Origin of the sequence: Bradyrhizobium sp. 613_E4_N2_2 (assembly GCF_052075995.1) — a bacterium.
Classification (GTDB): domain Bacteria; phylum Pseudomonadota; class Alphaproteobacteria; order Rhizobiales; family Xanthobacteraceae; genus Bradyrhizobium; species Bradyrhizobium barranii.
Genome location: NZ_CP197234.1, coordinates 4,977,092 through 5,001,027, shown reverse-complemented (window position 1 = coordinate 5,001,027; position 23,936 = coordinate 4,977,092). Strand labels below are relative to the sequence as shown.

The 23,936-nt window shown below is 64.6% G+C and carries 18 protein-coding genes and 1 pseudogene; 9 read left to right on the top strand and 10 right to left on the bottom strand.

Features of this window, described 5'->3' with window-relative positions; all coding sequences use genetic code 11:
* The first annotated feature begins 8 nt into the window (after positions 1–8).
* On the top strand, positions 9–830 hold the full coding sequence (locus tag AB7290_RS24210; protein ID WP_085402886.1) for an ABC transporter permease: 822 nt from the start codon (positions 9–11) through the stop codon (positions 828–830).
* A gap of 75 nt (positions 831–905) precedes the next feature.
* Here AB7290_RS24210 and AB7290_RS24205 read toward each other — a convergent pair whose 3' ends face one another.
* The 4 genes from AB7290_RS24205 to AB7290_RS24190 are packed head-to-tail and all read right to left on the bottom strand — an operon-like array spanning position 906 to position 4,918.
* Positions 906–2,237 (bottom strand): ABC transporter substrate-binding protein, encoded by a 1,332-nt coding sequence (locus AB7290_RS24205; RefSeq protein ID WP_085402887.1) that lies wholly within the window; start codon positions 2,235–2,237, stop codon positions 906–908.
* A gap of 11 nt (positions 2,238–2,248) precedes the next feature.
* Complete coding sequence (locus AB7290_RS24200) at positions 2,249–3,118, bottom strand: carbohydrate ABC transporter permease (protein ID WP_085402888.1); 870 nt, start codon at positions 3,116–3,118, stop codon at positions 2,249–2,251.
* A complete protein-coding gene (locus AB7290_RS24195) occupies positions 3,115–4,065 on the bottom strand; it encodes a carbohydrate ABC transporter permease (RefSeq protein ID WP_085402889.1) in 951 nt (316 codons plus the stop codon). The genes AB7290_RS24200 and AB7290_RS24195 overlap by 4 nt, the downstream gene beginning before the upstream one ends.
* Before the next feature lies 1 nt (position 4,066).
* Positions 4,067–4,918 carry a phosphodiesterase gene (locus AB7290_RS24190; protein ID WP_085402890.1) on the bottom strand — a complete coding sequence of 284 codons (852 nt, stop codon included), beginning with the start codon at positions 4,916–4,918 and terminating at the stop codon, positions 4,067–4,069.
* Positions 4,919–5,178: 260 nt separating this feature from the next.
* Between AB7290_RS24190 and AB7290_RS24185 the strand changes: the two genes are divergently transcribed.
* Together AB7290_RS24185 and AB7290_RS24180 are read left to right on the top strand one after the other, a co-directional pair.
* Positions 5,179–6,189, top strand: coding sequence for a M23 family metallopeptidase (locus AB7290_RS24185; protein ID WP_085402891.1), 1,011 nt, complete (start codon positions 5,179–5,181; stop codon positions 6,187–6,189).
* Positions 6,190–6,266: 77 nt separating this feature from the next.
* On the top strand, positions 6,267–6,800 hold the full coding sequence (locus AB7290_RS24180) for an REP-associated tyrosine transposase (protein ID WP_085402892.1): 534 nt from the start codon (positions 6,267–6,269) through the stop codon (positions 6,798–6,800).
* A gap of 124 nt (positions 6,801–6,924) precedes the next feature.
* On the opposite strand, the gene AB7290_RS24175 is transcribed toward AB7290_RS24180, so the two are convergent.
* A complete protein-coding gene (locus AB7290_RS24175; RefSeq protein WP_085402893.1) occupies positions 6,925–8,403 on the bottom strand; it encodes a protein adenylyltransferase SelO in 1,479 nt (492 codons plus the stop codon).
* Between the two features lie 198 nt (positions 8,404–8,601).
* On the opposite strand from AB7290_RS24175, the gene aspS reads away from it, so the two are divergent.
* Positions 8,602–10,374, top strand: a complete 1,773-nt coding sequence (gene aspS, locus AB7290_RS24170) for an aspartate--tRNA ligase (protein WP_085402894.1) — start codon at positions 8,602–8,604, stop codon at positions 10,372–10,374.
* A gap of 171 nt (positions 10,375–10,545) precedes the next feature.
* On the opposite strand, the gene AB7290_RS24165 is transcribed toward aspS, so the two are convergent.
* Positions 10,546–12,516, bottom strand: a complete 1,971-nt coding sequence (locus AB7290_RS24165; protein ID WP_085402895.1) for a hypothetical protein — start codon at positions 12,514–12,516, stop codon at positions 10,546–10,548.
* A 246-nt stretch (positions 12,517–12,762) separates the two neighbouring features.
* Here AB7290_RS24165 and AB7290_RS24160 point away from each other — a divergent pair, with 246 nt between their 5' ends.
* From AB7290_RS24160 to AB7290_RS24145, 4 genes and pseudogenes are all read left to right on the top strand, one after another.
* The gene (locus tag AB7290_RS24160; protein WP_063983646.1) at positions 12,763–15,072 is read left to right on the top strand and encodes an NADP-dependent malic enzyme; all 2,310 of its coding nucleotides are present in this window, start codon (positions 12,763–12,765) and stop codon (positions 15,070–15,072) included.
* A gap of 354 nt (positions 15,073–15,426) precedes the next feature.
* Entirely contained in the window at positions 15,427–15,879 is a 453-nt protein-coding gene (locus tag AB7290_RS24155) for a DoxX family protein (protein ID WP_085402896.1), read from the top strand.
* A 307-nt stretch (positions 15,880–16,186) separates the two neighbouring features.
* Positions 16,187–16,786 (top strand): annotated as a pseudogene (locus AB7290_RS24150) (outer membrane protein); the annotation flags it as partial.
* Positions 16,787–16,970: 184 nt separating this feature from the next.
* Positions 16,971–17,501: an outer membrane protein gene (locus tag AB7290_RS24145; RefSeq protein WP_245344187.1), complete on the top strand. Its 531-nt coding sequence runs from the start codon at positions 16,971–16,973 to the stop codon at positions 17,499–17,501.
* Positions 17,502–17,534: 33 nt separating this feature from the next.
* Here the strand turns inward: AB7290_RS24145 and AB7290_RS24140 are convergent, their stop codons facing one another.
* On the bottom strand, positions 17,535–18,653 hold the full coding sequence (locus tag AB7290_RS24140; RefSeq protein ID WP_354075876.1) for a helix-turn-helix domain-containing protein: 1,119 nt from the start codon (positions 18,651–18,653) through the stop codon (positions 17,535–17,537).
* A 445-nt stretch (positions 18,654–19,098) separates the two neighbouring features.
* On the opposite strand from AB7290_RS24140, the gene AB7290_RS24135 reads away from it, so the two are divergent.
* Complete coding sequence (locus AB7290_RS24135; RefSeq protein ID WP_245344185.1) at positions 19,099–21,546, top strand: autotransporter family protein; 2,448 nt, start codon at positions 19,099–19,101, stop codon at positions 21,544–21,546.
* Between the two features lie 62 nt (positions 21,547–21,608).
* Here AB7290_RS24135 and AB7290_RS24130 read toward each other — a convergent pair whose 3' ends face one another.
* The 3 genes from AB7290_RS24130 to AB7290_RS24120 form a co-directional block, all read right to left on the bottom strand.
* Positions 21,609–22,172, bottom strand: coding sequence for a dihydrofolate reductase (locus AB7290_RS24130; RefSeq protein WP_085402899.1), 564 nt, complete (start codon positions 22,170–22,172; stop codon positions 21,609–21,611).
* A 7-nt stretch (positions 22,173–22,179) separates the two neighbouring features.
* Positions 22,180–23,193 (bottom strand): polysaccharide deacetylase family protein, encoded by a 1,014-nt coding sequence (locus AB7290_RS24125; protein ID WP_028147793.1) that lies wholly within the window; start codon positions 23,191–23,193, stop codon positions 22,180–22,182.
* A 165-nt stretch (positions 23,194–23,358) separates the two neighbouring features.
* Positions 23,359–23,925, bottom strand: coding sequence for a glutathione peroxidase (locus tag AB7290_RS24120; RefSeq protein ID WP_085398715.1), 567 nt, complete (start codon positions 23,923–23,925; stop codon positions 23,359–23,361).
* Between the last annotated feature and the right edge of the window lie 11 nt (positions 23,926–23,936).

The following is a 23,936-nucleotide window of genomic DNA, read 5'->3' as shown; positions in this document are numbered from 1 at the left end:
GGGCGCCAATGCGCGGACGGATGTGGAAATTGGCGATCTACCTGTTCCTGCTGGGATTCATCCTGAACCTGGTCGGCATCGTGACGCATGTCGTGGTGAGCTCGTTCGCCAAACGCTGGTTCGGCAAGCCGTTGCCGCCAGCGTTCACGACGGATTGGTTTACCTACGCCTGGCGGGAGTTCGAGCTGTCCCATGTTCTCTTCATCACGCTGTTCATCGCGCTGGCCGTGGTCTTCATCGCGCTCGCGATCGGATTTCCAGCGGCCTACGTGCTGGCGCGGCGGAATTTCAACGCCAAGCCGGTCCTGCTGCTGCTCTACTTCCTGCCGCTGCTGATCCCTCAGATGACCTACGGCATTCCGCTTGCCACGACGCTTTATGGGTTTGGTGTCGGCGGGACGGTCATTGGCGTCATTCTCGCCGTGCTCGTCCCGATGGTTCCTCTTGCCGTCTTCATCCTGTTGCCGTTCTTCGAGCAGATCAGCTTGAACCTTGAATGGTCGGCGCAGATGCTCGGCGCGAGCCGGCTGCAGATATTCCGCCGCATCCTGTTGCCGCTGATGCTGCCCGGCATTTTGACGGCGGGCCTGCTGGTTCTCGTGAATACGATCTCGAACTTCGAGCTGGCGTTTCTGCTTGCGGGCGGGGGATCGCAGACCCTGATCGTGGCGCTGTATTACAACGTCTTCGCTGGCGGTGTGCGGCCGGTCTATTCGATCGATGCGATGGCTGTCATCTACATGTGCACCGTCATGGCCGTGCTGCTGGTCGCATTGCGGTTCGTGCGTCCGACGCAGATGGTGTTCAGGCTCGACGGCAGGCGCAACTGACGCAATCACGGCCCCTGAAATGATTTCGGCGCCCCACACCGTGGAGCGCCGAGGTTGTTCGGCTGATCGCTGGCCTTACGGCAGCTTCAGCGAGGTCTCCGCGTTGTACGGCTTCAGCGTCTCGTCGGCGGCCTTCTGGGCGGCGACCAGCGCCTCCTTCGGCTGCTTCTTGCCGTTGAGGACCAGCATCACCTCGTCCTCGAGCGTCTTGCGGACCGGCACGGTCTTGTAGGTCGCGAACCAGGGTTTTGCGACGTCGAGCTGCTCGACGGCGGTCTTGGCGTCCGGGTTCTTGTTGAGGAAGTCGACCATGTCAGGCGTCTTGTAGGCGGCCATGTTGGGCGCGAAATAGCCGGTGGCGCGGCTCCACCAGGCGCTCTTCTCGGGCGAGGTCATCCACTTGATCAGGGTCCAGGCGGCCTTCTGCTTGTCGGCTTCGAGGCCGGCCGGAACGATCAGCGAGGCGCCGCCGATCGGCACGGCGTTGCGGACGTTGCGCGGGATGAACGCGACCTTGTAGTTGAACTTGGCGTTGTCGCGCACATAGGTCAGCGAGCCCGTGGACAGCATCATCATCGCGGCATTGCCGGAGATGAAGGAGGTGCTGACGGCCGGGCCGGGCGTCGCGCCGGGCGCATGAACCTTGTGCTTGTAGATGAGGTCGTTCCACCAGGTCAGCGCGCCCAGCATCGAGGGCGTGTCGTAATAGACTTCGCCGCCGAACTCCTCGTTGTAGTAGCGCCCTCCATTGGTCATGGTGAGCGTTTCCATCATCCAGCCGCAATAGTCATAGGCGCAGGGGATCGCGATGCCCCATTGGGTTACCTTGTCGCCCTCGCGCTTGGTGAGCTTCTTGGCCCAGTCGGTGAGCTCGGCCCAGGTCTGCGGCGGCTTGCTCGGATCGAGGCCGGCTTCTTTGGCCTTGTCGGCGTTGATGTAGAGCAGCGGCGTCGAATTGTGGAAGGGCACGCCGTAGACTGAGCGGTTGATCACCGCGTTGCCCTGCAGCGCCGGGAAGAACTGGCCCAAGAACTTTTCCTTGGTGGTGCCGTCGGCGGCGATCAGGCCGTCGAGATTGGTGAGCTCGTTCTCGATCTGCATGTCGAGCAGGAAGTTCGCCGACATGATCACGGCAGCCGGCGGCTTGCCGGCCTTGATCGACGCACGCGTCTTGATCAGCGTGTCATCATAGGAGCCGGTGTAGACCGCGGTCGCCTTGATGGCGGGATGGGTCTCGTTGAACTCCTTGATCAAGGTGCCCATGTCGCGTGCGAGCTTGCCGTCGACGGGAACGGGGAAGAACAGGTCGATCTCGGTCGGACCTTCGGCCGTCGCCGGGACGGCGAGGGCGCCGGCCATAGAGCCTGCCATGGCAAGGCCAAGCATGAGCCTGCGGGTAAACAGCATCGAAAAATCTCCTATTTGATGCCTGAGGTGACGAAAGAGCTGATGAAGCGTTTCTGGAAGATCAGGAAGGTGATGAGCAGCGGCGCGATCACCATCAACGTGCCGGCGGCAATCGTGCCCCAGGCCTGCGTGCCTTCGGCGGTCGCGGTGAAGACGGACAGACCGACCGTGAGCGGCCGCTTGTCCGGCGAATTGATCACCATCAGCGGCCACAGGAAGTCGTTCCAGTGGCTGGTGACGGAGATGATGGCGAAGGCGGAAAAGCTCGGCATGGACAGCGGCACGTAGATGTGGCGGATGCGCTGGAGAAGGCTGGCGCCGTCGATCAGGGCGGCGTCTTCCAGCTCGGTCGGAATGGCTTCAAAAGCCTGTCGCATCAGGAAGGTGCCGAAGGCCGAGGCGAAGAACGGCATCATCACGCCGGCGAGCGTGTCGTAGAGCCCGAGCTGCGCCACCAGGCTCAAATTCGGCACGATCAGCAGCACCGGCACCAGCATCAGCTGCATCAGGAACAAGTAGAAGATCAGCGTCTTGCCGGCGAATTCGAGCCGCGCAAAGGCAAAGCCGGCCAGCGTGATCGTGACGAACTGCACCAGCAGGATGCCGGTGCAGATGATCGTGGTGTTGAGGGTGTAGCGCGGGAAATCGCCGATCTCCCAGGCATCCCTGACATTGTCGAGCGTGGGCTTGAGGCTCGGGATCAGCTCGGCCATCACGTTGATGCCGTCGGACGCCGGGCGGAGCGTCGCCACGCCCATCCACAGGAACGGGATCAGCCAAACGATCGCGAGCAGCACGGTCAGCAGAAAGCCGAGCTTTGGCGTGATCTCGCGGCGCGTGGCGAGCGGGGCGTCCCTGAGCAGCCAGTCGATCAGCGTCATGCTCCGCCCTCACGATTGGCCATCGTCCGGAAGGAGAGCGCGGTGAGGCCCATCAGCGCCGCAAGCGTCAGCAGCGTTGCCGCCGAGGCCTTGCCGATGTCGTAATGCTCGACCGCCTGCTGGTAGATGTAGAACAACACGAGATTGGTCGAGTTCGACGGCCCGCCCTTGGTCATGACGAAGACGTGGTCGACCTGCGTGACCGCGTTGAGCATGGCGATGACGATGACGAACAGGAAGGTGGGCTTGAGCTCGGGGAGGATGATGTAGCGCAGCCGCATGAACGGGCCGGCGCCGTCGAGATGCGCGGCTTCCATGACATCCTCGGGCACGGCCTGCAGGCCGGCGAGGAAGAACAACATGTAGTAGCCGGCGTTCTTCCAGATGGTGATCACCATGATCGCATAGAGTGCGATGTCGGGGTCGCCGAGCCAGTTCGGCACCACCGGAAGCAGGCGGCCGATGTAGTAGTCGAGCAGGCCGACATTGGGCAGGAAGATGAACAGGAACAGCGCGGAGGCCGCGACCATTGGGATCAGCACCGGCAGGAACAGCGCGGCGCGCAGCGCGCTGCTCACCGCATTGGTGCGCGACAGCGCCAGCGCGAACAGCAGTGCAAGTCCAATGCTCGGGATCGCGGTGCCGAGGGCGTAGACGAGATTGTTGACGACCGCGCCGGTAAAGGCGGGATCGGCAAGCACCGCACTGACATTGTCGAGGCCGACGAAGCGGACCGGTGCCTTCGGCGTGGCGCGCTGGTAGAGCGCGTCGATGAGCACGCGCCCCATCGCGCCGTAGGTGAACAGCGCGAGGAAGACCAGCGAGGGCAACAGCAGCAGATAGGCAGGCAGCGAGGCTTTGAATCGGCCAAGAAACCGCTTCAGGACGTGCAGACGCGGTGCCGCCGAAGTCGCGACCGGGAGAGCCGCGGGTTCAGCGAGGCTCATCTCATCGCGCCGGGAAATTGAGCGCATAGTCGCGGTCGTTCATTCCCGTCGGTGCGGCGAATGGAAAGCGCAGACTGGTGTCGAGGAAGTCGTGACTGTGCACGACCAGGTTCTCGCTGTCGATGAGCACCACGCCATAGGCCGGCGGCTCATGGCTGGCGAGATGGTCGGTCGCGGCAGCGTCAAGCTCGAACCAGACCTGGTGGTTGGTGCCGCGGAGCGTCGAGAACGGGATCTTGCCGTAGCTGCCGAAGATCGGCCGGTGCACGTGGCCGAAGAAGAGGTGACGGATACGAGCACGATAGGGCGCGATCACCTCGGCGAATTCGGCGCTCTGCGCCAGTGCGATCTCGTCCATCGCGTGGACGCCGACCGGGAAGGGCGGATGATGCATGAAGACGACGAACGGCATGTCGGCGGGCGCTGCGGCCAGCGTGCTCGCGAGCCAGCCGAGGCGCTTGGCGCACATCTCGCCGGCGTGGCTGGTCTCGTCCAGCGTGTCGAGGAAGACGAACAGGCCGTGCTCGGTGGTGCGGGTGCCCTGGACGAAGCCGTTCGGGTCGCGCGGCGCGGCCTTCAGGCCGTCGAGGCAGGCCACGCGCTTGTCGTGATTGCCGACCATGGCGATATAAGGGATTTTCAGCGCGCCCATCGCCTCGGCGAAATTGACGTAGGATTCAGGCTCGCCCCAATGGGTGAGGTCGCCGGTCACGACTGCGAAGGCAGCGTCGGACTGGTGCTTGTTGATGTCGGCAACCGCCGCGTCCAGCCGGGCGCGCGGATCGAGGCCATAGAGCTTCAGTCCGGGGTTCGCGAGATGCGTGTCGGTGATGTGGATGAATTTGAAGGGCATGGCGCGTCAGGACTGTTGGAGGATGGGCGCCTCCGGCAGGACGTCCCTGACAGGCCGTTAGAGCGCCAGTGTTTCAGTTTGATGACAGCGGTTCCTACGGCGCGTGGAAGGTGTGGACATGCTTGGGACGACCGGGCGAGCGTACTCTGGGGCCGAATGACCTCTCACGATTGAGGCGCAAGATGCGGTCTACCTTGCCGCGAAGATGCGGTCGTGGTTTGCTCTTACTGCTCACCGAATTTGCATCACGAGACCTCCGAATGTTGCCGCCCCGTGGCCTCCCCAAGCTGGGTTTGCTTGCCGTCTCCCTGCTGCTTGTCGTCCTCTCCGCCGTCCCCGATGCGGCGCGCGCCGAATTCAATTTCGCCCGTTACAAGGAGACCGATCTCGACGAGTTCCTGGCACGGCGGCGACCGACCACCGGCCTCGACGTCTACCCGATGTCGCCGCTGAAGCTCGACGTCACGCTGGCCTCCCACGGCGAGCCGTGCGCAAGCGGCGCGCTCAAGCGATCGCTGATCATGAGCGGCATGCCCAAGACCGACGCCGACGCCTTGCAGGCGACCAACTGCATCACGGTCCGCTCCGCCAAGGGGCGCGAGCTGAAGGTCTTCATCCAGGATGTGGTCTACGGCTTCTTGCCGGCGGAGGTGCCGGTTGGGGACAAGCTCTCGCTCTATGCGATCCATGCCTTCACGTCCCCCGAAGGGCCGGGACTGCTGGTCAATGAATTCCTCACCCCGCGCAGCTTTCCGCGCGCCGAGAAGCCGGCCGACAAGACGATGACCTCCTGTGGATGCTGGACCCAGGACGAGCATCCCGGCGTCGATTTCACCTCCGACAAGGCAGGCGGCCCGGTGGCGGCGATGGCGGACGGCGTCGTCGTCAAGATCGAGACCAGCGAGCAGGCGCCGGCGGACCTGCCCGTGATCGGCGGTTGCGGCCGCTACGTCGTGCTCAAGCACACCTATCCCAACGGCGGCGTCGTCTACACGCGCTACGTCCAGCTCGGCCGCATCGTCGGTCCGAAGGGCGAGCCGCTTGCGGTCGGCGCGAGCGTCAAGGCCAAGGACACGATCGGCGAGATCGGCCCGAACAAGGTGCTGCATTTCGAGATCCGCCCCGTCGCGCCCGGAACGACGACGACGAACAAGGCCTGGGCCGAGCGGTACGCCAATGTGCCCGACATGGAGTGGTCCCGCTACGATCCCGTCGATCCGCAGAAGTTCGACGCGGCGTCGTTCGGCGGGATCAGCAAGGCGACGAAGTAAGAAGGTGCGTAGGGTGGATTAGCCGAAGGCGTAATCCACCACTGTGAGCCAACTTCAAGTTGTGTTATCGGTGGTCTATGTCCGACTACCGCCGCGCATTCATCCCCGGAGGGGGCTGGTTCTTCACCGTGAACCTGCTCGATCGGCGGAAAGCTCTTTTGACCCACCACATCGAAATCTTACGGGACGCGGTCGCCGCAACGCGCCGGAGCCATCCTTTCGAGATCGATGCTTTCGTAGTTTTACCGGATCATCTCCACGCGATCTGGAAGCTGCCACCGGACGATGCCAATTTTTCGGTCCGCTGGAGGCTGATCAAGACGCGATTTGCCAAAGCACTCCCAGCGAATGTGCGGCTGAGCGTTGTCCGTGCAGCGCGAAACGAACGCGGCATCTGGCAACGCCGGTTCTGGGAGCATCTGATCCGTGACGAAGCCGACTACGCTCGCCACGTCGAATATTGCTATTACAATCCTGTTAAGCACAGGCATGTCTCGAAGGTTTGCGATTGGCGGTACTCGTCATTTCACCGCGACGTGCGGGCTGGCTTATTTCCCGAGGATTGGGGCGGTGACGCCAAGATCGCAGGCGAATTCGGTGAGCGGGCGTGACGATCGCGGCACGCCACTCTGTTGGGTGGACTAGCGAAGCGTAATCCACCTCTTTACTTTCTGCTTGTTGAGAGAAGGGGGGATTACGCCTTCGGCTAATCCACCCTACGCACCGAGTTTGTTGCTAAGTCCCGCAGAACGTCTGCAGCACTCGCTGGTCCGGCAGCGGCGGATCGGCGTAGGCGGCATAGTCCGGCTGCTCCTCGAACGGCTTCGCCAGCACCTTCACCAGCTCCTCGAACGGCGCGTAGTCGTCGTTGTTTACCGCGGCCTGGATCACGGCCTCGACGCGGTGGTTGCGCGGGATGAACATCGGGTTGACGGCGTGCATGGCGGCCTGCCGCTCGGCTGCGGCCTGCGGCTCCAGCGCGGTGCGCTCGCGCCAGCGTCTGGCCCAGTCGTCGAGGGCTGAGGGGTCCATGAACTGCGCGCGGACGTCGGCAGCGGCGGCCTCGTCGCCTGCGGCGTCACCGAGCTTGCGGAAGGTGAGGGTGAAGTCGGCCTGGTTCTTGGCCATGGCATCCAGCAGGTCCTGGATCAGCGCCTCGTCGCCGTCGCGTTCCGTGAACAGGCCGACCTTCTTGCGCAGGCCTGCTTGATAGGCGTTGCTGAAGGTCTCGGCGAAGGCGCCAAGAATGTCCTGGGCTTCGGCGACTGCCTTTTCCTGGTCGTCGGAGAACAGCGGCAGCAGGCATTCGGCGAGCCGGGTCAGATTCCACAGCGCGATGCGCGGCTGGTTGGCATAGGCGTAGCGGCCCATCTCGTCGATCGACGAAAACACCTGCGCGGGGCTGTAGGCGTCCATGAAGGCGCAGGGGCCGTAATCGATGGTCTCGCCCGAGATGGAGCTGTTATCGGTGTTCATCACGCCGTGGATGAAGCCGACCAGCAGCCAGCGCGCGATGAGATCGGCCTGGCGCGCGACGACGCCGGCGAGCAGGGCGTGATAGGGGCGCTCTGCCTGGAGCAGGTCCGGATAGTGGCGGGCGATGACGTGGTCGGCGAGCCGGCGGATCGCGCTGGTGTCGCGGCGGACGGCGAAGAACTGGAAGGTGCCGACGCGGATGTGGCTCGCGGCGACGCGCGTCAGCACGGCACCGGGCAGCGCGGTCTCGCGGATGACGTGCTCGCCGGTGATGACCGCGGCGAGCGAGCGCGTGGTCGGGATGCCGAGCGCAAACATGGCTTCGCTGACGATGTATTCACGCAGCACCGGCCCGAGCGCGGCGCGTCCGTCGCCGCGGCGGGAGAATGGGGTGGGACCCGAGCCCTTGAGCTGGATGTCGCGACGGACGCCGTCTCTGTCGATGACCTCGCCGAGCAGGATCGCCCGGCCATCGCCGAGCTGGGGCACGAATTGCCCGAACTGGTGGCCGGCATAGGCCATGGCGATTGGGTCGGCGCCAGCGGGAACCGTCTTGCCGGCCAGGATTTCGGCACCCTCAGGGGTCTCCAGCAGGTCCGGGTCGAGCCCGAGCTGGACCGCCAGCGGGCGGTTCACCTTGATCAGCCGGGGGGCGGCCACAGGGGTCGGCGCGACCCGGGCAAAGAAGCTGTCCGGCAGTGCCGAATACGAGTTCTGGAAGGGGAAATGAACGGTCATGGAGGTAAAGATAGGCGGGGAACGCCTGATGGCAAAGGCTTGAGGCCCAATCGGCCAAAAATGGGCGCTTCTGGCCCCAAAACAGCCCGTTCCCTTGGTTGCCGCCTCCGGCCTCGTCGGGTAAACCCTGCCGCAACTTCGGACCGGTCGTTTCAGGCCGTCCGATTCGACCCCTCCGACATTAATTTTGGGACGACCATGCATCGCTACCGGTCACATACATGCGGCGCGCTCCGCGAGAGCAACATCGGCGAAACAGTTCGCCTCTCGGGCTGGGTCCATCGCGTTCGCGACCATGGCGGCGTGCTGTTCATCGACCTGCGCGACCATTACGGCCTGACCCAGTGCGTGGTCGATCCGGACTCGCCGGCGTTCGCGCTGGCCGAAAAGCTGCGCTCGGAATTCGTGGTCAAGATGGACGGCAAGGTCCGCCGCCGCCCCGAGGGGACCGACAATGACGATCTGCCGACCGGCAAGATCGAGATCTATGTCAGCGAGATCGAGGTGCTGGGCCCGGCCGGCGATCTGCCGCTGCCGGTGTTCGGCGACCAGGAATACCCCGAGGACATCCGCCTGAAGTATCGCTTCCTCGACCTGCGCCGCGAGAAGCTGCACCAGAACATCATGACGCGCGTCGAAATCATCAAGTCGATGCGTCGGCGCATGGAGGGGCAGGGGTTCTTCGAGTTCAACACGCCGATCCTGACCGCGTCCTCGCCGGAAGGCGCGCGCGACTTCCTGGTGCCGTCGCGCATCCATCCCGGCAACTTCTATGCGCTGCCGCAGGCGCCGCAGCAGTACAAGCAGCTGCTGATGATGTCGGGCTTCGACCGCTACTTCCAGATCGCGCCGTGCTTCCGCGACGAGGACCCGCGCGCCGACCGTCTGCCGGGCGAGTTCTACCAGCTCGACGTCGAGATGAGCTTTGTCACGCAAGAGGACGTCTTCGCGGCGATGGAGCCCGTGATCACCGGCGTGTTCGAGGAGTTTGCCAAGGGCAAGCCGGTGAGCAAGAACTGGCGCCGCATCCCGTTCGCCGAAGCGCTGCGCAAATACGGCAGCGACAAGCCGGACCTGCGCAACCCGATCGAGATGCAGGACGTCTCCGAGCATTTCCGCGGCTCCGGCTTCAAGGTCTTTGCGCGCATGCTCGAAGACCCCAAGAACCAGGTCTGGGCGATCCCGGCCCCGGGTGGCGGCAGCCGCGCCTTCTGCGACCGCATGAACTCGTGGGCGCAGGGTGAAGGCCAGCCCGGTCTCGGCTACATCATGTGGCGCGAGGGCGGCGAGGGCGCTGGCCCGCTTGCGAACAACATTGGGCCAGAGCGTACGGCTGCGATCCGCGCGCAGATCGGCGTCAAGGAAGGCGATGCCGCCTTCTTCGTCGCCGGCGACCCCGACAAGTTCTGGAAATTCTCAGGTCTTGCCCGCAACAAGGTCGGCGAGGAACTGAACCTCACCGACAAGGAGCGGTTCGAGCTCGCCTGGATCGTCGACTTCCCGATGTACGAGTACAACGAGGACGACAAGAAGGTCGACTTCTCGCACAACCCGTTCTCGATGCCGCAGGGCGGTCTCGACGCGCTGAAGGGCCAGGACCCACTGACCATCAAGGCGTTCCAGTACGACATCACCTGCAACGGCTACGAGATCGCCTCGGGCGGCATCCGCAACCACGTGCCGGAAGCGATGGTGAAGGCGTTCGAGATCGCGGGTTACGGCGAGCAGGAAGTGGTCGACCGCTTCGGCGGCATGTACCGCGCCTTCCAGTACGGCGCGCCGCCGCATGGCGGCATGGCCGCGGGCGTCGACCGCATCGTGATGCTTCTGTGCGGCACCAATAATCTCCGCGAGATCTCGCTGTTCCCGATGAATCAGCAGGCCATGGATCTGCTGATGGGTGCACCGTCGGAGCCCAGCACCAAGCAGCTCCGCGAGCTGCATGTGCGGGTGAACCTGCCGCAGAAGTGATCTGAGCCAGTTTTCGGTCTCGTGCCCCGGACGCAGCGCAGCGCGACTTCGGCGGTGCGCTGCAGAGCCGGGGCGCATGTCTCGGCGAGCCGCGGCGCTTCTGGGTCTCGGCTCTGCGCAGCAGCGTAAGAACGCTGCAGCGCGTCCGGGACACAAGACCACCGCTCGCCCCTACAGCCCCGTCGACGCCTCGATCCTGAACTGCGCGAGCGCGACGATCGGCTCGCTGTTCAGCGCGTCCATGAGCTGAAGCACCGGCAGCTTGCCGAGCGGCGTGAGCTTGATGGTGAGCGTCTGACCTGAGGTCTCGACGAAGCCGGCGAGTGCATCGACCGCCGCTTTGGCATCGAGATTGGCGGCGGTGACCTTCTCACCCTGCGCCCGGATCATCTCGGCGATGGCGCTGCGGGCGGCGTCGCGGCTGACATTCTGCATGCGCGAGAACTGCGCCACGACGAGATCGACGACGCCGCTGTCACGCAGGGAGAGCTCGATCGCACCGGTCTCGACCTGCGCCGCCTGCTCCACGGCCTGCACCGGATCGGCCGTGAACACGCCGCGCGGCACGTTGGCGAGCGCGAAGCGAGCCTGAGCTTTGGCAAGGTTGCCGAGATCGATCGTGGCAGGCGCGAGCGCAAACGCGCCCGAGGACTCCGTCCAGGCGGCACCAAGATCGAGGTCGATCGCGAGCTTGTCCACGCCCGCCATGATCAGCGGCCGTTGCGCCGGATTGGAGGGATCGGTCGGCGTGACCATCTTCACGACGAGATTGGCCTTGCTCGGGATCGATCCGACCAGCTGGCCCCAGTTCAGGCTGATCGTATCGATGGTGATGAGCTGCCGCGTGTTCTTGTAAGGCGAGACCACGCCCTTGATCTCGGCACCTTCGAGCACCCGGAACAGGCCCAGCATCTGATCGGGCGAGGGCGACCGCCCGGGAGTGACGAGGCCTGCTGTCCAGCGCATCAGGCTCGTTACGCTGAAGGACTTCAGCGCGAAGCGCTCCATCTTGAACTGACCTTGCGGAGACGGCATGTCGACGCCTTCAACTGCGAATTCGCCGTCTTTGTACCTGACCAGATTGACGCTGCCGGTCCCTTGCGGCGTCCTGATCGACGACTTGCCGATCTCGATCTTGCCGATGCGAAGGCCCTCATACACGCCGACCATTTTTTCGAGCATGTCGCGCGCTTGGGCTGGTGTCGGCGGTGCCGACGGATCCTTTGGCAGTGCGGCAAACATGTCGGCGAACCGGAGTTTCGACGGCTGGACGGCGATATCGTCGATGGCGATGCCGTCGATCCGTAGGCGCATGCCCTCGGACGTCAGCGTGTAAGGCCCCGTCGAAATCTGCCCGTAGACTTGATGGTAAGTGTCGTCATTCGCCTTTTGCGGATCGAGAGTGGCGAGCATGGCGACTGAATCGAAATTGGCCATGGCGAGGTTCGACAGCTCACCCGTCAGTTTGTCCGATTTGCCGGCCTGGACCGTCGTGAACGTGAAGGTGAGCCGGTCCGCCTTGGTCGCCTCGACCTTGCCGCGCCTGAGATTTTTCATCACAAGGCCGGAATAGGCAAAATCGCCACCTTCCGGCTTGGCCGCGCCGGGATTGCCGGCGATGGTCACGGCAATGGTCGGCACCTCGATCGAGGACGCAGTCACGCTGTTGAACTGTTCCAGACCAAATCGATACAGATCGGTGATGTCGTTTGATGCCGGCAAGACCTGGGTCTGGAGCGCGCCGGTGTAATCCCGTATCGCCGCCTGCGCGATCTTGTAGACGGCCTTGAGCGGCGATGGACCGACCGCGCTGTCGACCGCGAACTCGATGCCTGTGACGTCGATGGCATCGGCAGAGAACCGTCCCTCGTCGAGCTGGCGCACACCGGTCGCCTTGACGCCGGCAATCTTGACCTGCATCTGTGGGCTAGGCTCGACCGCGATGTCCTCGATCGTGACGGTGCGCGTCGGCAGATCGAAGCCGATCTTGCCGTGGCTCGCCTTGCCGCCCTGTTGGCGCATCTGCTCGAACGCCGCCTCGACCTCGCTGGTCGCGCGGTGCTGGACATAGAGGTTGAAGCCGAACCAACCGCCCGCGGCAAGCACGGCCGCCACGATCAGGCCGATCAGGATCCGCTTCATTCCGAGCTCCAGTTGCCCGTTTTGCACTGCGCAACCTGCCATATTCGGGAAATGCCGCGCGGTCTAGGGAAAGCTAGCGCTATCAGGTATTTGACCATGCGCCCTGTTGATGGGGCCGTAATCGGATGTTGCCACCGGGGCGCCCGCCGTGCTTCATCCCGTTTCCATGACCCGGAAATACCGTCCGCTTGGGCGGCGGCTCCGGATGAGGCATTTTGAAGCCGGTAACGCGAGGCGAGACACCGCATGTCGTCTTATTCTGATGATCTCCACCAGGCGGCGCTGGCCTATCACCGTCTGCCGCGCCCCGGAAAGCTCGAGATCCAGGCGAGCAAGCCGCTCGCCAACCAGCGCGACCTCGCGCTTGCCTATTCTCCGGGCGTTGCTGCCGCCTGCACCGAGATCGCCAAGAACCCGGCGGAGGCCGCCACGCTCACCACCCGCGCCAATCTGGTCGCGGTGGTCTCGAACGGCACCGCGGTGCTCGGCCTCGGCAATATCGGCCCGCTGGCCTCCAAGCCGGTGATGGAGGGCAAGGCGGTTCTGTTCAAGAAGTTCGCCGGTATCGACGTGTTCGACATCGAGATCGCCGCCGACACCATCGAGCGCGTGGTCGAGACCGTGGCTGCGCTCGAGCCGACCTTCGGCGGCATCAATCTCGAGGACATCCGCGGACCGGAATGTTTCGAGATCGAGGCGCAGCTGAAGGAGCGCATGAAGATCCCGGTCTTCCATGACGACCAGCACGGCACCGCCATCATCGTTGCTGCCGCCATCACCAATGGTCTGAGGCTGAACGGCAAGAAGCTGTCCGACGTCAAGATCGTGGCGTCGGGGGCAGGGGCCGCCGCGATCGCGACGCTCAACCTGCTGGTGTCGATGGGCGCGCAGCGCAAGAACATCTGGGTCTGCGACATCGACGGCCTCGTGCATGAAGGCCGCAACACCACGATGGACCGCTGGAAGGCGGTCTACGCACAGAAGACCGACAAGCGCACGCTGGGCGACGTCATCGGCGGCGCCGACATCTTCATCGGGCTGTCGGCACCAGGGGTGCTCAAGCCGGAGATGGCCAAGGCGATGGGCGACAAGCCCCTGATCATGGCGCTCGCCAATCCGACCCCGGAGATCATGCCGGAGGAGGCGCGGAAGGTGCGCCCCGACGCCATGATCTGCACCGGCCGCTCCGACTATCCGAACCAGGTCAACAACGTCCTCTGCTTCCCCTTCATCTTCCGCGGCGCGCTCGACGTCGGCGCCAGCGCCATCAACGAGGAGATGAAGCACGCCGCGGTCGAGGCTATTGCGCAGCTCGCGCGCGAGGCGCCGTCGGATGCGGTCGCGCAGGGCTTTGACACCGGCGAAACGCAGGGCTTCGGCCCGGGCTCGCTGATCCCGAGCCCCTTTGATCCCAGGTTGATTCTGCGCATCGCGCCCGCCGTCGCCAAGGCGGCGATGGAGTCGGGCGTCGCGACGCGCCCCATCACCAACTTTGACGAATACACCGCGCTGCTCGAGCGCTTCGCCTTCCGCTCTGGCCTCGTCATGAAGCCGATGTTCGCCAAGGCCAAGACCCAGCCGGTGCGCGTGATCTACGCCGAGGGCGAGGACGAGCGCGTGCTGCGCGCCACGCAAGTGGTGCTGGAGGAGAAGCTGGCGACGCCGATCCTGGTCGGGCGTCCGTCGGTCGTCGAGGCGCGCATCAAGCGCTTCGGCCTGTCGATCAAGGCAGGCAAGGATTTCGACCTCGTCAATCCCGAGGACGATCCACGCTACCGCTCCTATGTCCAGTCCTATGTCGAGGTCGCCGGCCGCCGCGGCGTGACGCCGGATGCTGCGCGCACGGTGGTGCGCACCAACAACACGGTGATCGCCGCGCTCGCGGTCATGCGCGGGGAGGCGGATGCCATGCTTTGCGGCGTCGAAGGCCGCTACATGCACCACCTCCGCCATGTCCGCGAGATCATCGGCTTCTCCGCGGGGATCATCGACTATGCGGCACTGGCGCTGCTGATCACCAGCAAGGGCGCCTTCTTCATCGCCGACACGCAGGTTCGGCCCAATCCGAGCGCCGAGGAGCTCGCCGAGATCGCCTCGCTGGCGGCGGTCCACGTCCAGCGCTTCAACATCAAGCCGAAGATCGCCTTCGTCTCGCACTCGGATTTCGGCAGCTACGACACCGAGTCCTCGCGCAAGATGCGCCGGGCGACCCAGCTGTTGAAGGAGAAGCATCCGGAGATCGAGGCCGACGGCGAGATGCAGGGCGACACGGCACTTTCAGCTGCTGCGCGGAAAATGGTGCTGCCGCACTCCAAGCTCGAGGGCGAGGCCAACATCATGATCATGCCGAGCCTCGACACCGCCAACGTCGCCTATCAGATGATCAAGTCGCTGGCGGATGCGCTCCCCGTCGGCCCGATCCTGATCGGCCCGGCACGCCCCGCCCATATCCTCACGCCCTCGGTGACCGCGCGCGGCATCCTCAACATGACGGCCGTTGCGGTCGTGGAAGCGCAGGAGCGCGCTGCACGGCAGCAGCCGACGTTGTTTACGTAAGATGCCGTCTTACCCTCTCCCCCTGTGGGAGAGGGTGGATCGCCACGTTAACGGCGAGACGGGGTGAGGGGTCTCTATCCACGAGTCCCACCGCTATTGAGCTCGCGGAGAGATACCCCTCATCCGGCGCCATAGCCGAAGCTTCGCTTCGGCGTTCTTAAGAACGGCGGCCGCAGGCCGCCTATGCCACCTTGTCCCACAACAAGGGGAGAAGGCCCACCGCCCGTGCCGCCAACTTTGAATTGCTCGCAGTTCGCCATTTCCCCGTTTGTAAACCGGCGCACGACTCTTCATAATCGCCCGGTACTCTCGTCAAGACGCCTTTTTCAAAAAGCCTGAGCCAAGAGGCCGATCATGCCAGCGTTCGTGACTTTCGGGCGAATCCTGTTCGCCGTGCTGTTCATCTACACGGGCGCGACCAAGTTCTTTCCCCTCCAGGCGACGGCCGATTTCATCGCCACCAAGGTGGTGGTGCCTGAGGTCATCGAGTCCTACACCAAGCAGATCGAGACGGCGACCGCCATGACCACGCCGCAACTGCTGGCGATCGCGGCCGGCGGGCTCGAGATCATTGCAGGCCTGATGATTGCGCTGAACTTCGGAGCGCGCTTTTTCGCATTGCTCATGATCATCTACATCGCGGGCTCGACCGTCCTGTTCTCCGATTTCTGGAATCAGGCCGCGCCCGACAACGCCAGGATGGTGGTCGACGCGCTGAAGAATCTCTCGATCATCGGCGCGCTGTTCATGATCATGGGCTATGGCCGCGCTACGCGCTCGGCTGAGACGGCCTACGGGGACGTGTAAAGCGAGTTGATGGCTCGTCCGTTTGCGACGAGTGCATGAACCATCATTCACAGATTATGGTTTTGAGATCACAGCGGTTCCACAAAATCGTGGCCGCTGCGGATCGACCGGTCTCTCCACTTGTCGGAATCCGTCCGAGCCCAATAGTACCGACGGTTCCGGTTGCACAGGCGCAATCGGCACTGGGTGATTGGGGGCGAACTTGGTTCAATCGAAGCGCAAGACGGCGGCACGCGCTGTTGTCGTTCTGGGGGCGGCGCATGTCGCGGCGGTTTCTATAACCACGGCCTGTGCAGCAGACTTGCCCGTGAAGGCGCGGCCGCTAGCGGCGCCCGTGGCGAACTGGACCCAGTTTTACGTCGGCGGCGGACTGGGCTTCGACTTCGCGACGGGGCGGTCGAACCTGACGCCGGTCGGTGGTGGCCCGGATTTGTTCAGCCTCGACGGCTTGCAGGGCGCCGATCTCGGACTATCGGTTTTCGCCGGATTTGACGTCCAGGTTGCGCCGCGTTTCGTGGTCGGCGGTTTCGTCGATTATGACTGGTCGCGCCAGCGCACGACGGCCAGTGCGTCGAGCCCGTTCTTCGGCCAGAGCCTGAGTGCTGCGCTGCCATCGCTCGATCAGGGCTGGACGATCGGCGGCCGTGCTGGATTTCTGGTGACGCCCGATATCCTGCTCTACGGCCTCGCCGGCTACAGCGAGATGCGCATCAACAATTGGAACTTGAACTACGTGATCCTCGGGGGAGGGCCTTCGTTCACGGTGCAGGAATCGGGGCTGACGTCGCACGGTTACACGGTCGGCGCCGGCGCGGAATATCGCCTCGCGAGCAACGTGTCACTGCGCGGCGAATACCGCTACGTCGCGCTTGGCCGCAACACGACGGTCGATCCGCTCGGCGCGGTCTGGACCACGGACCTGTCCGAGCATGTGGTCAGGATCGGCGCGGCCTATCGCTTCGGCCAGTTCGGCGGACCTGCGACCGCTTCAGTGGCGCCCGCGCCGAATCCGACATGGACGGGCGTTTACGTCGGCGCGGGTATCGGGGGGCGACGTCATCACGCCCCATGTCGCAGGCTCGTTCGCCGGTGTGCTGGATTTCAATGCGTCCGGTTTGGGCGGCGCCGACGTCGGCGGCACTTTCACGATCGGCTACGATCGCCAGGTCGCGCCGAGATGGGTCCTTGGCGCATTCGGCTTGATCGATGCCGGAACCAATGGCGGCGCCAAGGTCAACGCATCGGGCGGAGGTGTTGCGATCTCGTCGGATCTGGCGGCGGTGAAGTGGGGTTGGAGCGTCGGCGGACGCGTCGGCTACCTCGTGGCGCCGGAGACGCTCGTCTACTTGCTCGGCGGCTACAGCGGAACGACGGCGCAGTCGATCTCGTACAATTTCCTCGGATTTCCCGGCAGCGCTCCGACGCGGGAATATCACGGCGCGACCTTCGGCGGCGGCTTCGAGCGCTTCTTCACCGACAGCATCTCCGCCCGCGCCGAATATCGCGTCACGCATCTCGGGGCGCGAGACGATCTGGCGTCCGATTTCATGACCAGCCTGAGCGCGGGCGGCACGGTGCACACGCTGCGCGGTGTGCTGGCCTATCACCTTCCGACGCCGTAGCGGGGGCGACCGCGCTCTTCGGGCTCGGTGTGTTCAATCCGCCGTGCCCGGGGGCGCGATCTCGCGCATCCACCGCGAAATTGTTGTGTTGCTTGCTCCATCGGTGCCGCGCTGCACGCCAAGCAATGCGGCCTCGCGCGCCGCGCGCGGCGTGATGCCATAGGCGGCCTTGAAAGAGCGCGTGAAATGCGCGTCGGTGCCGAGCTGCCAGCGCCGCGCGACCTCGCTGATTCTCAGGCTGCGCGCATCCGAATTGGCGAGGTCGAAGAATGCGCGGTGCAGCCGGCGGCTGCGGATGTAGTCGGCGATGCCGCCGACCGGTGCGAACAGCCGGTACAGCGAGGCCCGGGACAGTCCGAAATGGGCCGCGACCGAAATGGCCGACATATCCCGCTGGGCAAGGCCGGCCTCGATATGTTGGCGGATTCGTATCAAGGACGGGCTCGCCATGGCTGAATGGTCGGCGTCATCCTCGACCCGCTCGAGCTCGTTGCGCAGGCATGCTGCGAGGAGCGAGACCGTGCCCTCGACCACTGACTGGCATTCGTCGAGCGTCATGCGCGGCGCAAATTCGAGCAGGGCGGTGAGATGTCCTGCGAGAAGCCTGGCGATCACACCGCTCTCCGGCAAGACGAGGCCGTGCAGGTCTTCGATCCGCAAGAGACGAGCGCCGAACATCGGGCGCGGCACGACCAACGTGACATTCTCGAATGCCGTCGCTTTGGTCGCCAGGGTCTGGGCAAGGTCGAACAGGCAGATGTCGCCGGCGCGCACGCGGATCGGCCGGGCGCCCGCGATACCGTCGAAGCTGCCCTTCACATAGAGCTGAAGGATGATGTGATCGACGCCGCTGCGTGCAATCGTCTCCGGCGTGCGGAGGAAGCGCTGGCCGCTGGCGCGGCTCAGCCCGATCAGCACCGGTCCCATGGCAAACGATCTGATGTCGGCGCGGAACGGACCCGGTTCGTCGGCGGCGAGCTCGTCAACGTCGAACAGGGTTGCGACCGCCTCGCGCCAGGCTGCGACGTTCGTGTGTGTCTCCATCTGATCGGCCGTGAAGCCGAATGCCGGCAGCAGGGAGGAGGCCGGGGCAGCATCGCCCATCGATCCGGCGGCTTCGTTCGGACCTGTCGTGGTGCGGTCGTCGGTCATAGTGGCGTGGTCGTATCTCGATCGTCGTAGATGGCCGGGGCAAGGGCGGCACCGTTCTGCCGGGCCATTGATGGCAGGGCCTCTCCGAGCGCGCGCCCCGGGGGTATAGGGAGATATCCGGGGCAGGGAAAGGCGTTCGTTTGTATACGAATCCTGCCGGTATTGTGGGGTGCGCAGGACCCGATCAGCGTCCCCGCCGGGCTCCCAGGCCGTCCGGCTTTTGCTCTTTTGTCTCAGTCTATTGATGCGGCGTTTCCAGACGGTCCGCTCGTATTGACGCTACGTCATGGACGCTCGAATAGCGCCCCAGGGAACGGGAGACCGGGCCCACGACGGCATGATGCCGAAGGCGGGGTTAAGGACTGGAATGGTGTTGCGTGTTGATCCCGGAGCGGTCGTCGGAGGCCGGTCCGCTGACGGGTGGGTGATTGCATCGGCACGGTCGTTGACCGCCTGGCTCGCCACTTCGGCCCTGGTGACGGCCGCGCTGGTCGCGACCGCATCCCCTGCCGAAGCGATCGATGCAACCTGGCTCAGCACGCCCGGCTCGGGCACCTACGCGGCGGGATCGAGCTGGAGCGGCGGCAGCGTTCCTGACGGCACCGCGTCGTTCGGAGCGTCCACCATCACGAACCTGAGTATTCTGAGTACGCAATCGGTCGGCGGATGGACCTTCAACGCCGACGCAGGAAATTATGTCATCACCGTTGACGGCGAGGTGTCGTTGCGCTTTCTCGGCGCCGGCATTGTCGTCAACGGCGGCAGCGTCGTGCTCGACATCAATGTCAGCGGTGTCAGGTTTGGAAACAACAGCACGGCCGGGACCGCAACGATCAACGTCAACGATTCCACGCTGTCCTTCACCCAGAGCGCCACCGCCGGCAGCGCCACGATCCGCAGCGATAGCGAGATCAGTTTCAAGAACACCAGCACCGCCGGCAATGCCGGTATCAGCAATACGCGCAGGGTCTATTTCGACGATGCGAGCACGGCGGGCAATGCCACGATCACCAACACCGGCAGGGGAACAATCTATTTCCACGGCGCGAGCAGCGGCGGCACGGCGCGCTTCATCAACAACGCCGAAATCGACGTGTCGGACCGCTTGTTTCCCTTCATCACGATGGGGTCGATCGTAGGCTCCGGCACCATCTATCTGGGTTCGACGAACCTCGAGATCGGTGGCAACAACCTTTCGACCGTCTATTCGGGCGTGCTGCGCGACGGCGGCAGTGGCGAGGGCTCGGGCGGCTCGCTGACCAAGGTCGGCACGGGCACTCTCACCCTGACAGCCACGAGCACCTATACCGGCGGTACCGTTGTTGCCGGCGGCGTGCTCGACGTGGAGGGATCCCTCAACGGGACCTCGTCCGCGACGGTGCAATCCGGCGCCGTGCTGATGGGCGCGGGCAGCATCGTGTCGCCGACGGTATCGATCGATAGCGGCGGCACCCTTGCGCCCGGCAACGGCAGCGCCGGGACGATGCTGACGATCGCGGGCAGTCTCGCCTTCGCATCCGGTGCGTTCTACCTGGTGCAGGTGAACCCATCGGTGGCCGCTTCCACGACAGCAACGGGGACAGCAGATCTCGGCGGTGCCACCGTGAAGGCTGTGTTCGCGCCGGGAAGCTACGTCTCCAAGACCTATACGATCCTTAGTGCGGCAGGCGGCGTCTCCGGGACGTTCGCATCCACCATCGTCAACACCGGCCTGCCGTCGAACGTCCACAGCTCGCTGAGCTACGACGCCAACAACGTCTATCTGAACCTTGCGCTGGATTTCGCGATCGCTCCAAACCTCAACATCAACCAGCGCAATGTGGGCAACGGGCTGACGAACGCGTTCAACCGGAACGGGGGTATCCCGGGCGTCTACGCCGCTCTGTCGGCCGGCGGGCTGACGCAGGCCTCCGGCGAGCTCGCGACGCGCGTACAGCAGACGACGTTCGAGGCGATGGGGCAGTTCGTCGGTCTGCTCGCCGCGCCCGGTCTGCCGGACTGCGTCGCGACTGATTTGCGAGGCAAGCCGCGGCCGTGCCGTGCGCCCGCACGCTGGAACGTTTGGGCGTCCGGCTTCGGCGGGGCGCAGGACAGCGATGGACATGCCGGGCTCGGATCGCACGATGCGACGAGCCGCGTGTTTGGGACCGCCGTCGGGGCCGATTACCGGCTTTCGGCAAATACGCTAGCCGGCTTTGCGCTGGCCGGCGGCGGGACCAATTTCAGCGTGAATGGTCTCGGCAGCGGACGCTCCGATCTGTTCCAGGCCGGTGCCTACCTGCGGCACGTCGACGGTCCGGCCTATTTTTCCACGGCGCTCGCCTATGGCTGGCAGGACGTCACCACCGATCGCACCGTGGCGATTGCCGGTTCAGAGCGCCTGCGCGCCAAGTTCAACGCATACGCGTGGTCCGGCCGCGCCGAGGGCGGTTATCGTTTCGCTGCGCCGTGGATGAACGTGGGCGTCACGCCCTATGTGGCTGGGCAATTCGTCACCATCGCCTTGCCGTCCTATGCGGAGTCCGTGCTGTCAGGCAACGGCGCGTTTGCGCTGACGTATGATGCGAAGAGCGTGACTGATCCTCGCGCCGAGCTTGGCATCCGCACCGACAAGGTTTTCGGCGCGAGCGACGGTGTTCTCACGCTGCGCGGACGGCTCGCATGGGGACATGATTTCAATCCCAACCGCACCATTGCGGCGACCTTCAGGGCACTGCCTGACGCGAGCTTCGTCGTGAACGGCGCCGCGCAGGCCGCGGACTCCGCGCTTGTGACGGCGGCCATCGAAAGGAAATGGCTGAACGGCTGGTCGACCCTGGCAGCGTTCGAGGGCGAGTTCTCGAACGTCACGCGGTCCTATATGGGCAAGGGTGTCGTTCGTTATGCGTGGTAAATGTATAGGATAGTAACGGGTAGCAGCGTACCGGTACTATGCATGGGGTTGTTTTCGAGTTTTCAGGTGGAGCTTCTCGCCGGCCGCCACGGCGTGACGGTGACATCATGCGCCGCGTCGAGCAGATACGGCGCCCCCGGCTTCATCCCGTGTGACGCCAGCACCTCATGCGGCGTCCGCTCCGGCACGCCGACAAAGCAGCCTTCGCCACCGGGCAGCCGCACATGCGGGGCTTCCGACAGCCAGAACGTGTCGTAGCGGTCCATGAACATGTCGAACACGACGGGGCCGCCGATGATTGCGACCGTGCCGGAGGCGACATCGGCGAAAGCGCAGGCCTCCTCGAAGCTCGCATGCTCGGGATTCCACAGCGTCGCGTTCGGCATCTCCGGGTCGACGGTGAGCGCCTTGATCTTGCGGGTGAGGATCAGCCGCTTCCGCTTCGGTGAATTCGGCTGCTGCTCGTGCGAGTGTCCGCCGTGCACGACGACCGCGGCTCGATCGAGCGCTTGCTCGAAAAAGCGCTTGTCGCCTTCGAACACCAACGTTGAGGGCATGATGTGCGACGGATCGGCAAGCATGCCGTCCGCCGATATGATGACGTAACCTTCAAACCGGAAAGACAATTGCGGTCTATTCCGAGACCGTCGTCACGACGGAATTGACCGGGCGCGTGCTCACCGTCGGTAGCTTGACGTCCTTGAGCAGCTCCTGGTCGTATTCGGGCAGCGTCGAGGCCGGGAACTTGGCGCGCATCGCCACCACCTTGTAGCCGCCGGCCTTCAGGCGCTTGAGCAGCTCGGGCAGGGCCTCCGCTGTGTGCTTCTGGAAGTCGTGCATCAGGATGATGCCCTTGCCCTTGGTGTCGAGCTTCTTCATGACGGTCTCGATCACCTTCTCGGGCTTCGAGGCCTTGAAGTCGAAGGAGTCGATGTCGCAGGAGAAGATCGCGACGTTGCGGTTGCCGAGATAGGTGACCATCTCCGGCGGGTGCTGGAGCGCCGGGAAGCGGAAGAACGGCGAGGGCGAGATGCCGCCGAGCGCCCACTTCACCGCCGAGAATCCCTTCTCGATTTCTTCCTTGCGCTGCGCTTCCGTGAGCTTCTTGTTGTTGAGGTTGGCGTGCGACCAGGTGTGGGCGCCGACGGTGTGGCCGGCCGCATAGACCTGCTTCAGGATCTCCGGCTCATAGGTCGCGTGCTTGCCGATCGAGAAGAAGATGCCGGTGGTGCATTCGTCGGCGAGAGCCTTCAATACGGCGGGCGTGTTCTTCGGCCAAGGGCCGTCGTCGAAGGTCAGCACGACCTCCTTGTCGCGCAGGAAGTCGAGCTCCTTGAAATGCTCGAAGCCGAAGCCCGGACCACCCGTGGTGTCGATCTCGACCGTGCGGGCGACGCCGAGCGCGCCGGGCGTGTTGCAGGCCGCGCGGGCGGGCTGGGGCGCCTGTTTCGGCGGGGGCGGGAAGGCCGCTTGCGTCGGCGCAGCGGCTGCCGCCGCGGGAGCGGGCGCCGGTGCCGCGGCGGGGGCTGCAGCCGGTGCCGCTTGGGTGGCGGCTGCGGGCTTTGCGGCCGGGGTCTGCGACCACGCTGCGCCTGCCATCGCAACCGACATCGCGCTTGCCAAAATCAGTCCTGCCGCCACACGCATGGTGTTGTCCTCGAGATTGATCCCGTTGTTCCGCCGCAGCTTTTCGCCTCTGGCAAAACCATCCTGCCCCTTGATCGTCCTAGCCTAGATGGTGGGCCCTCGTCATTGCAACGGCTGTTTGGCACCCCGCCACAATTGTGCCCAACCGGATGCGGGCTGCGGGTGTCAGCTGTCGGCCAGCGCCTTCGCAATCGCCGTCTTGACCCGTGTGTCCGTCGGATCGACCGCAGACGGATACACCTCGGCAATGTAGCCGTCGCGCCCGATCAGGTATTTGTGGAAGTTCCAGCGCGGAACGTCGCGGGGGCGCGCCTCGGCCGCCCATTTGTAGAACGGATGCGCCTTGGCGCCGACCACCACCGCCTTGGCCGCGATCGGGAAGGTAACGCCGTATTGGTGGTGCGCGGTCTCCGTGATCTCGCTGATGCCGCCGGGCTCCTGGCCGCCGAAATCGTTGGAGGGCACGCCGATCACGGTGAGCCCGCGCTCGCGAAACTCGCTCCAGAGCTCCTGCAGGCCGGCATATTGCGGAGTGTAGCCGCACAGCGAAGCGGTGTTGACCACCAGCAGCGGCTTGCCCGTGAACGCGGCAAGGCGGATGTCGTCGCCTGATAATGCAGGGAAGGAGAAGGCATAGGCCGAGATCCGGCTCATGCCGCCATCGGCGCGGCTGCGTCCAGCAGACGCGGTCGTCGCGACAAGCGCGGCGAGCATGGTCCTGCGGTTCAGCATGGCAACGTCCC

Excerpts from the sequence above, each read along its gene's own strand:
- AB7290_RS24160 (WP_063983646.1), top strand. The coding sequence starts at position 12,763 with ATGTCGTCTTATTCTGATGATCTCCACCAGGCGGCGCTGGCCTATCAC.
- AB7290_RS24175 (WP_085402893.1), bottom strand. The coding sequence starts at position 8,403 with ATGACCGTTCATTTCCCCTTCCAGAACTCGTATTCGGCACTGCCGGAC.
- aspS (WP_085402894.1), top strand. The coding sequence starts at position 8,602 with ATGCATCGCTACCGGTCACATACATGCGGCGCGCTCCGCGAGAGCAAC.
- AB7290_RS24120 (WP_085398715.1), bottom strand. The coding sequence starts at position 23,925 with ATGCTGAACCGCAGGACCATGCTCGCCGCGCTTGTCGCGACGACCGCG.
- AB7290_RS24190 (WP_085402890.1), bottom strand. The coding sequence starts at position 4,918 with ATGCCCTTCAAATTCATCCACATCACCGACACGCATCTCGCGAACCCC.
- AB7290_RS24210 (WP_085402886.1), top strand. The coding sequence starts at position 9 with ATGCGCGGACGGATGTGGAAATTGGCGATCTACCTGTTCCTGCTGGGA.
- AB7290_RS24140 (WP_354075876.1), bottom strand. The coding sequence starts at position 18,653 with ATGACCGACGACCGCACCACGACAGGTCCGAACGAAGCCGCCGGATCG.
- AB7290_RS24200 (WP_085402888.1), bottom strand. The coding sequence starts at position 3,118 with ATGACGCTGATCGACTGGCTGCTCAGGGACGCCCCGCTCGCCACGCGC.
- AB7290_RS24195 (WP_085402889.1), bottom strand. The coding sequence starts at position 4,065 with ATGAGCCTCGCTGAACCCGCGGCTCTCCCGGTCGCGACTTCGGCGGCA.
- AB7290_RS24165 (WP_085402895.1), bottom strand. The coding sequence starts at position 12,516 with ATGAAGCGGATCCTGATCGGCCTGATCGTGGCGGCCGTGCTTGCCGCG.
- AB7290_RS24125 (WP_028147793.1), bottom strand. The coding sequence starts at position 23,193 with ATGCGTGTGGCGGCAGGACTGATTTTGGCAAGCGCGATGTCGGTTGCG.
- AB7290_RS24180 (WP_085402892.1), top strand. The coding sequence starts at position 6,267 with ATGTCCGACTACCGCCGCGCATTCATCCCCGGAGGGGGCTGGTTCTTC.
- AB7290_RS24155 (WP_085402896.1), top strand. The coding sequence starts at position 15,427 with ATGCCAGCGTTCGTGACTTTCGGGCGAATCCTGTTCGCCGTGCTGTTC.
- AB7290_RS24205 (WP_085402887.1), bottom strand. The coding sequence starts at position 2,237 with ATGCTGTTTACCCGCAGGCTCATGCTTGGCCTTGCCATGGCAGGCTCT.
- AB7290_RS24185 (WP_085402891.1), top strand. The coding sequence starts at position 5,179 with ATGTTGCCGCCCCGTGGCCTCCCCAAGCTGGGTTTGCTTGCCGTCTCC.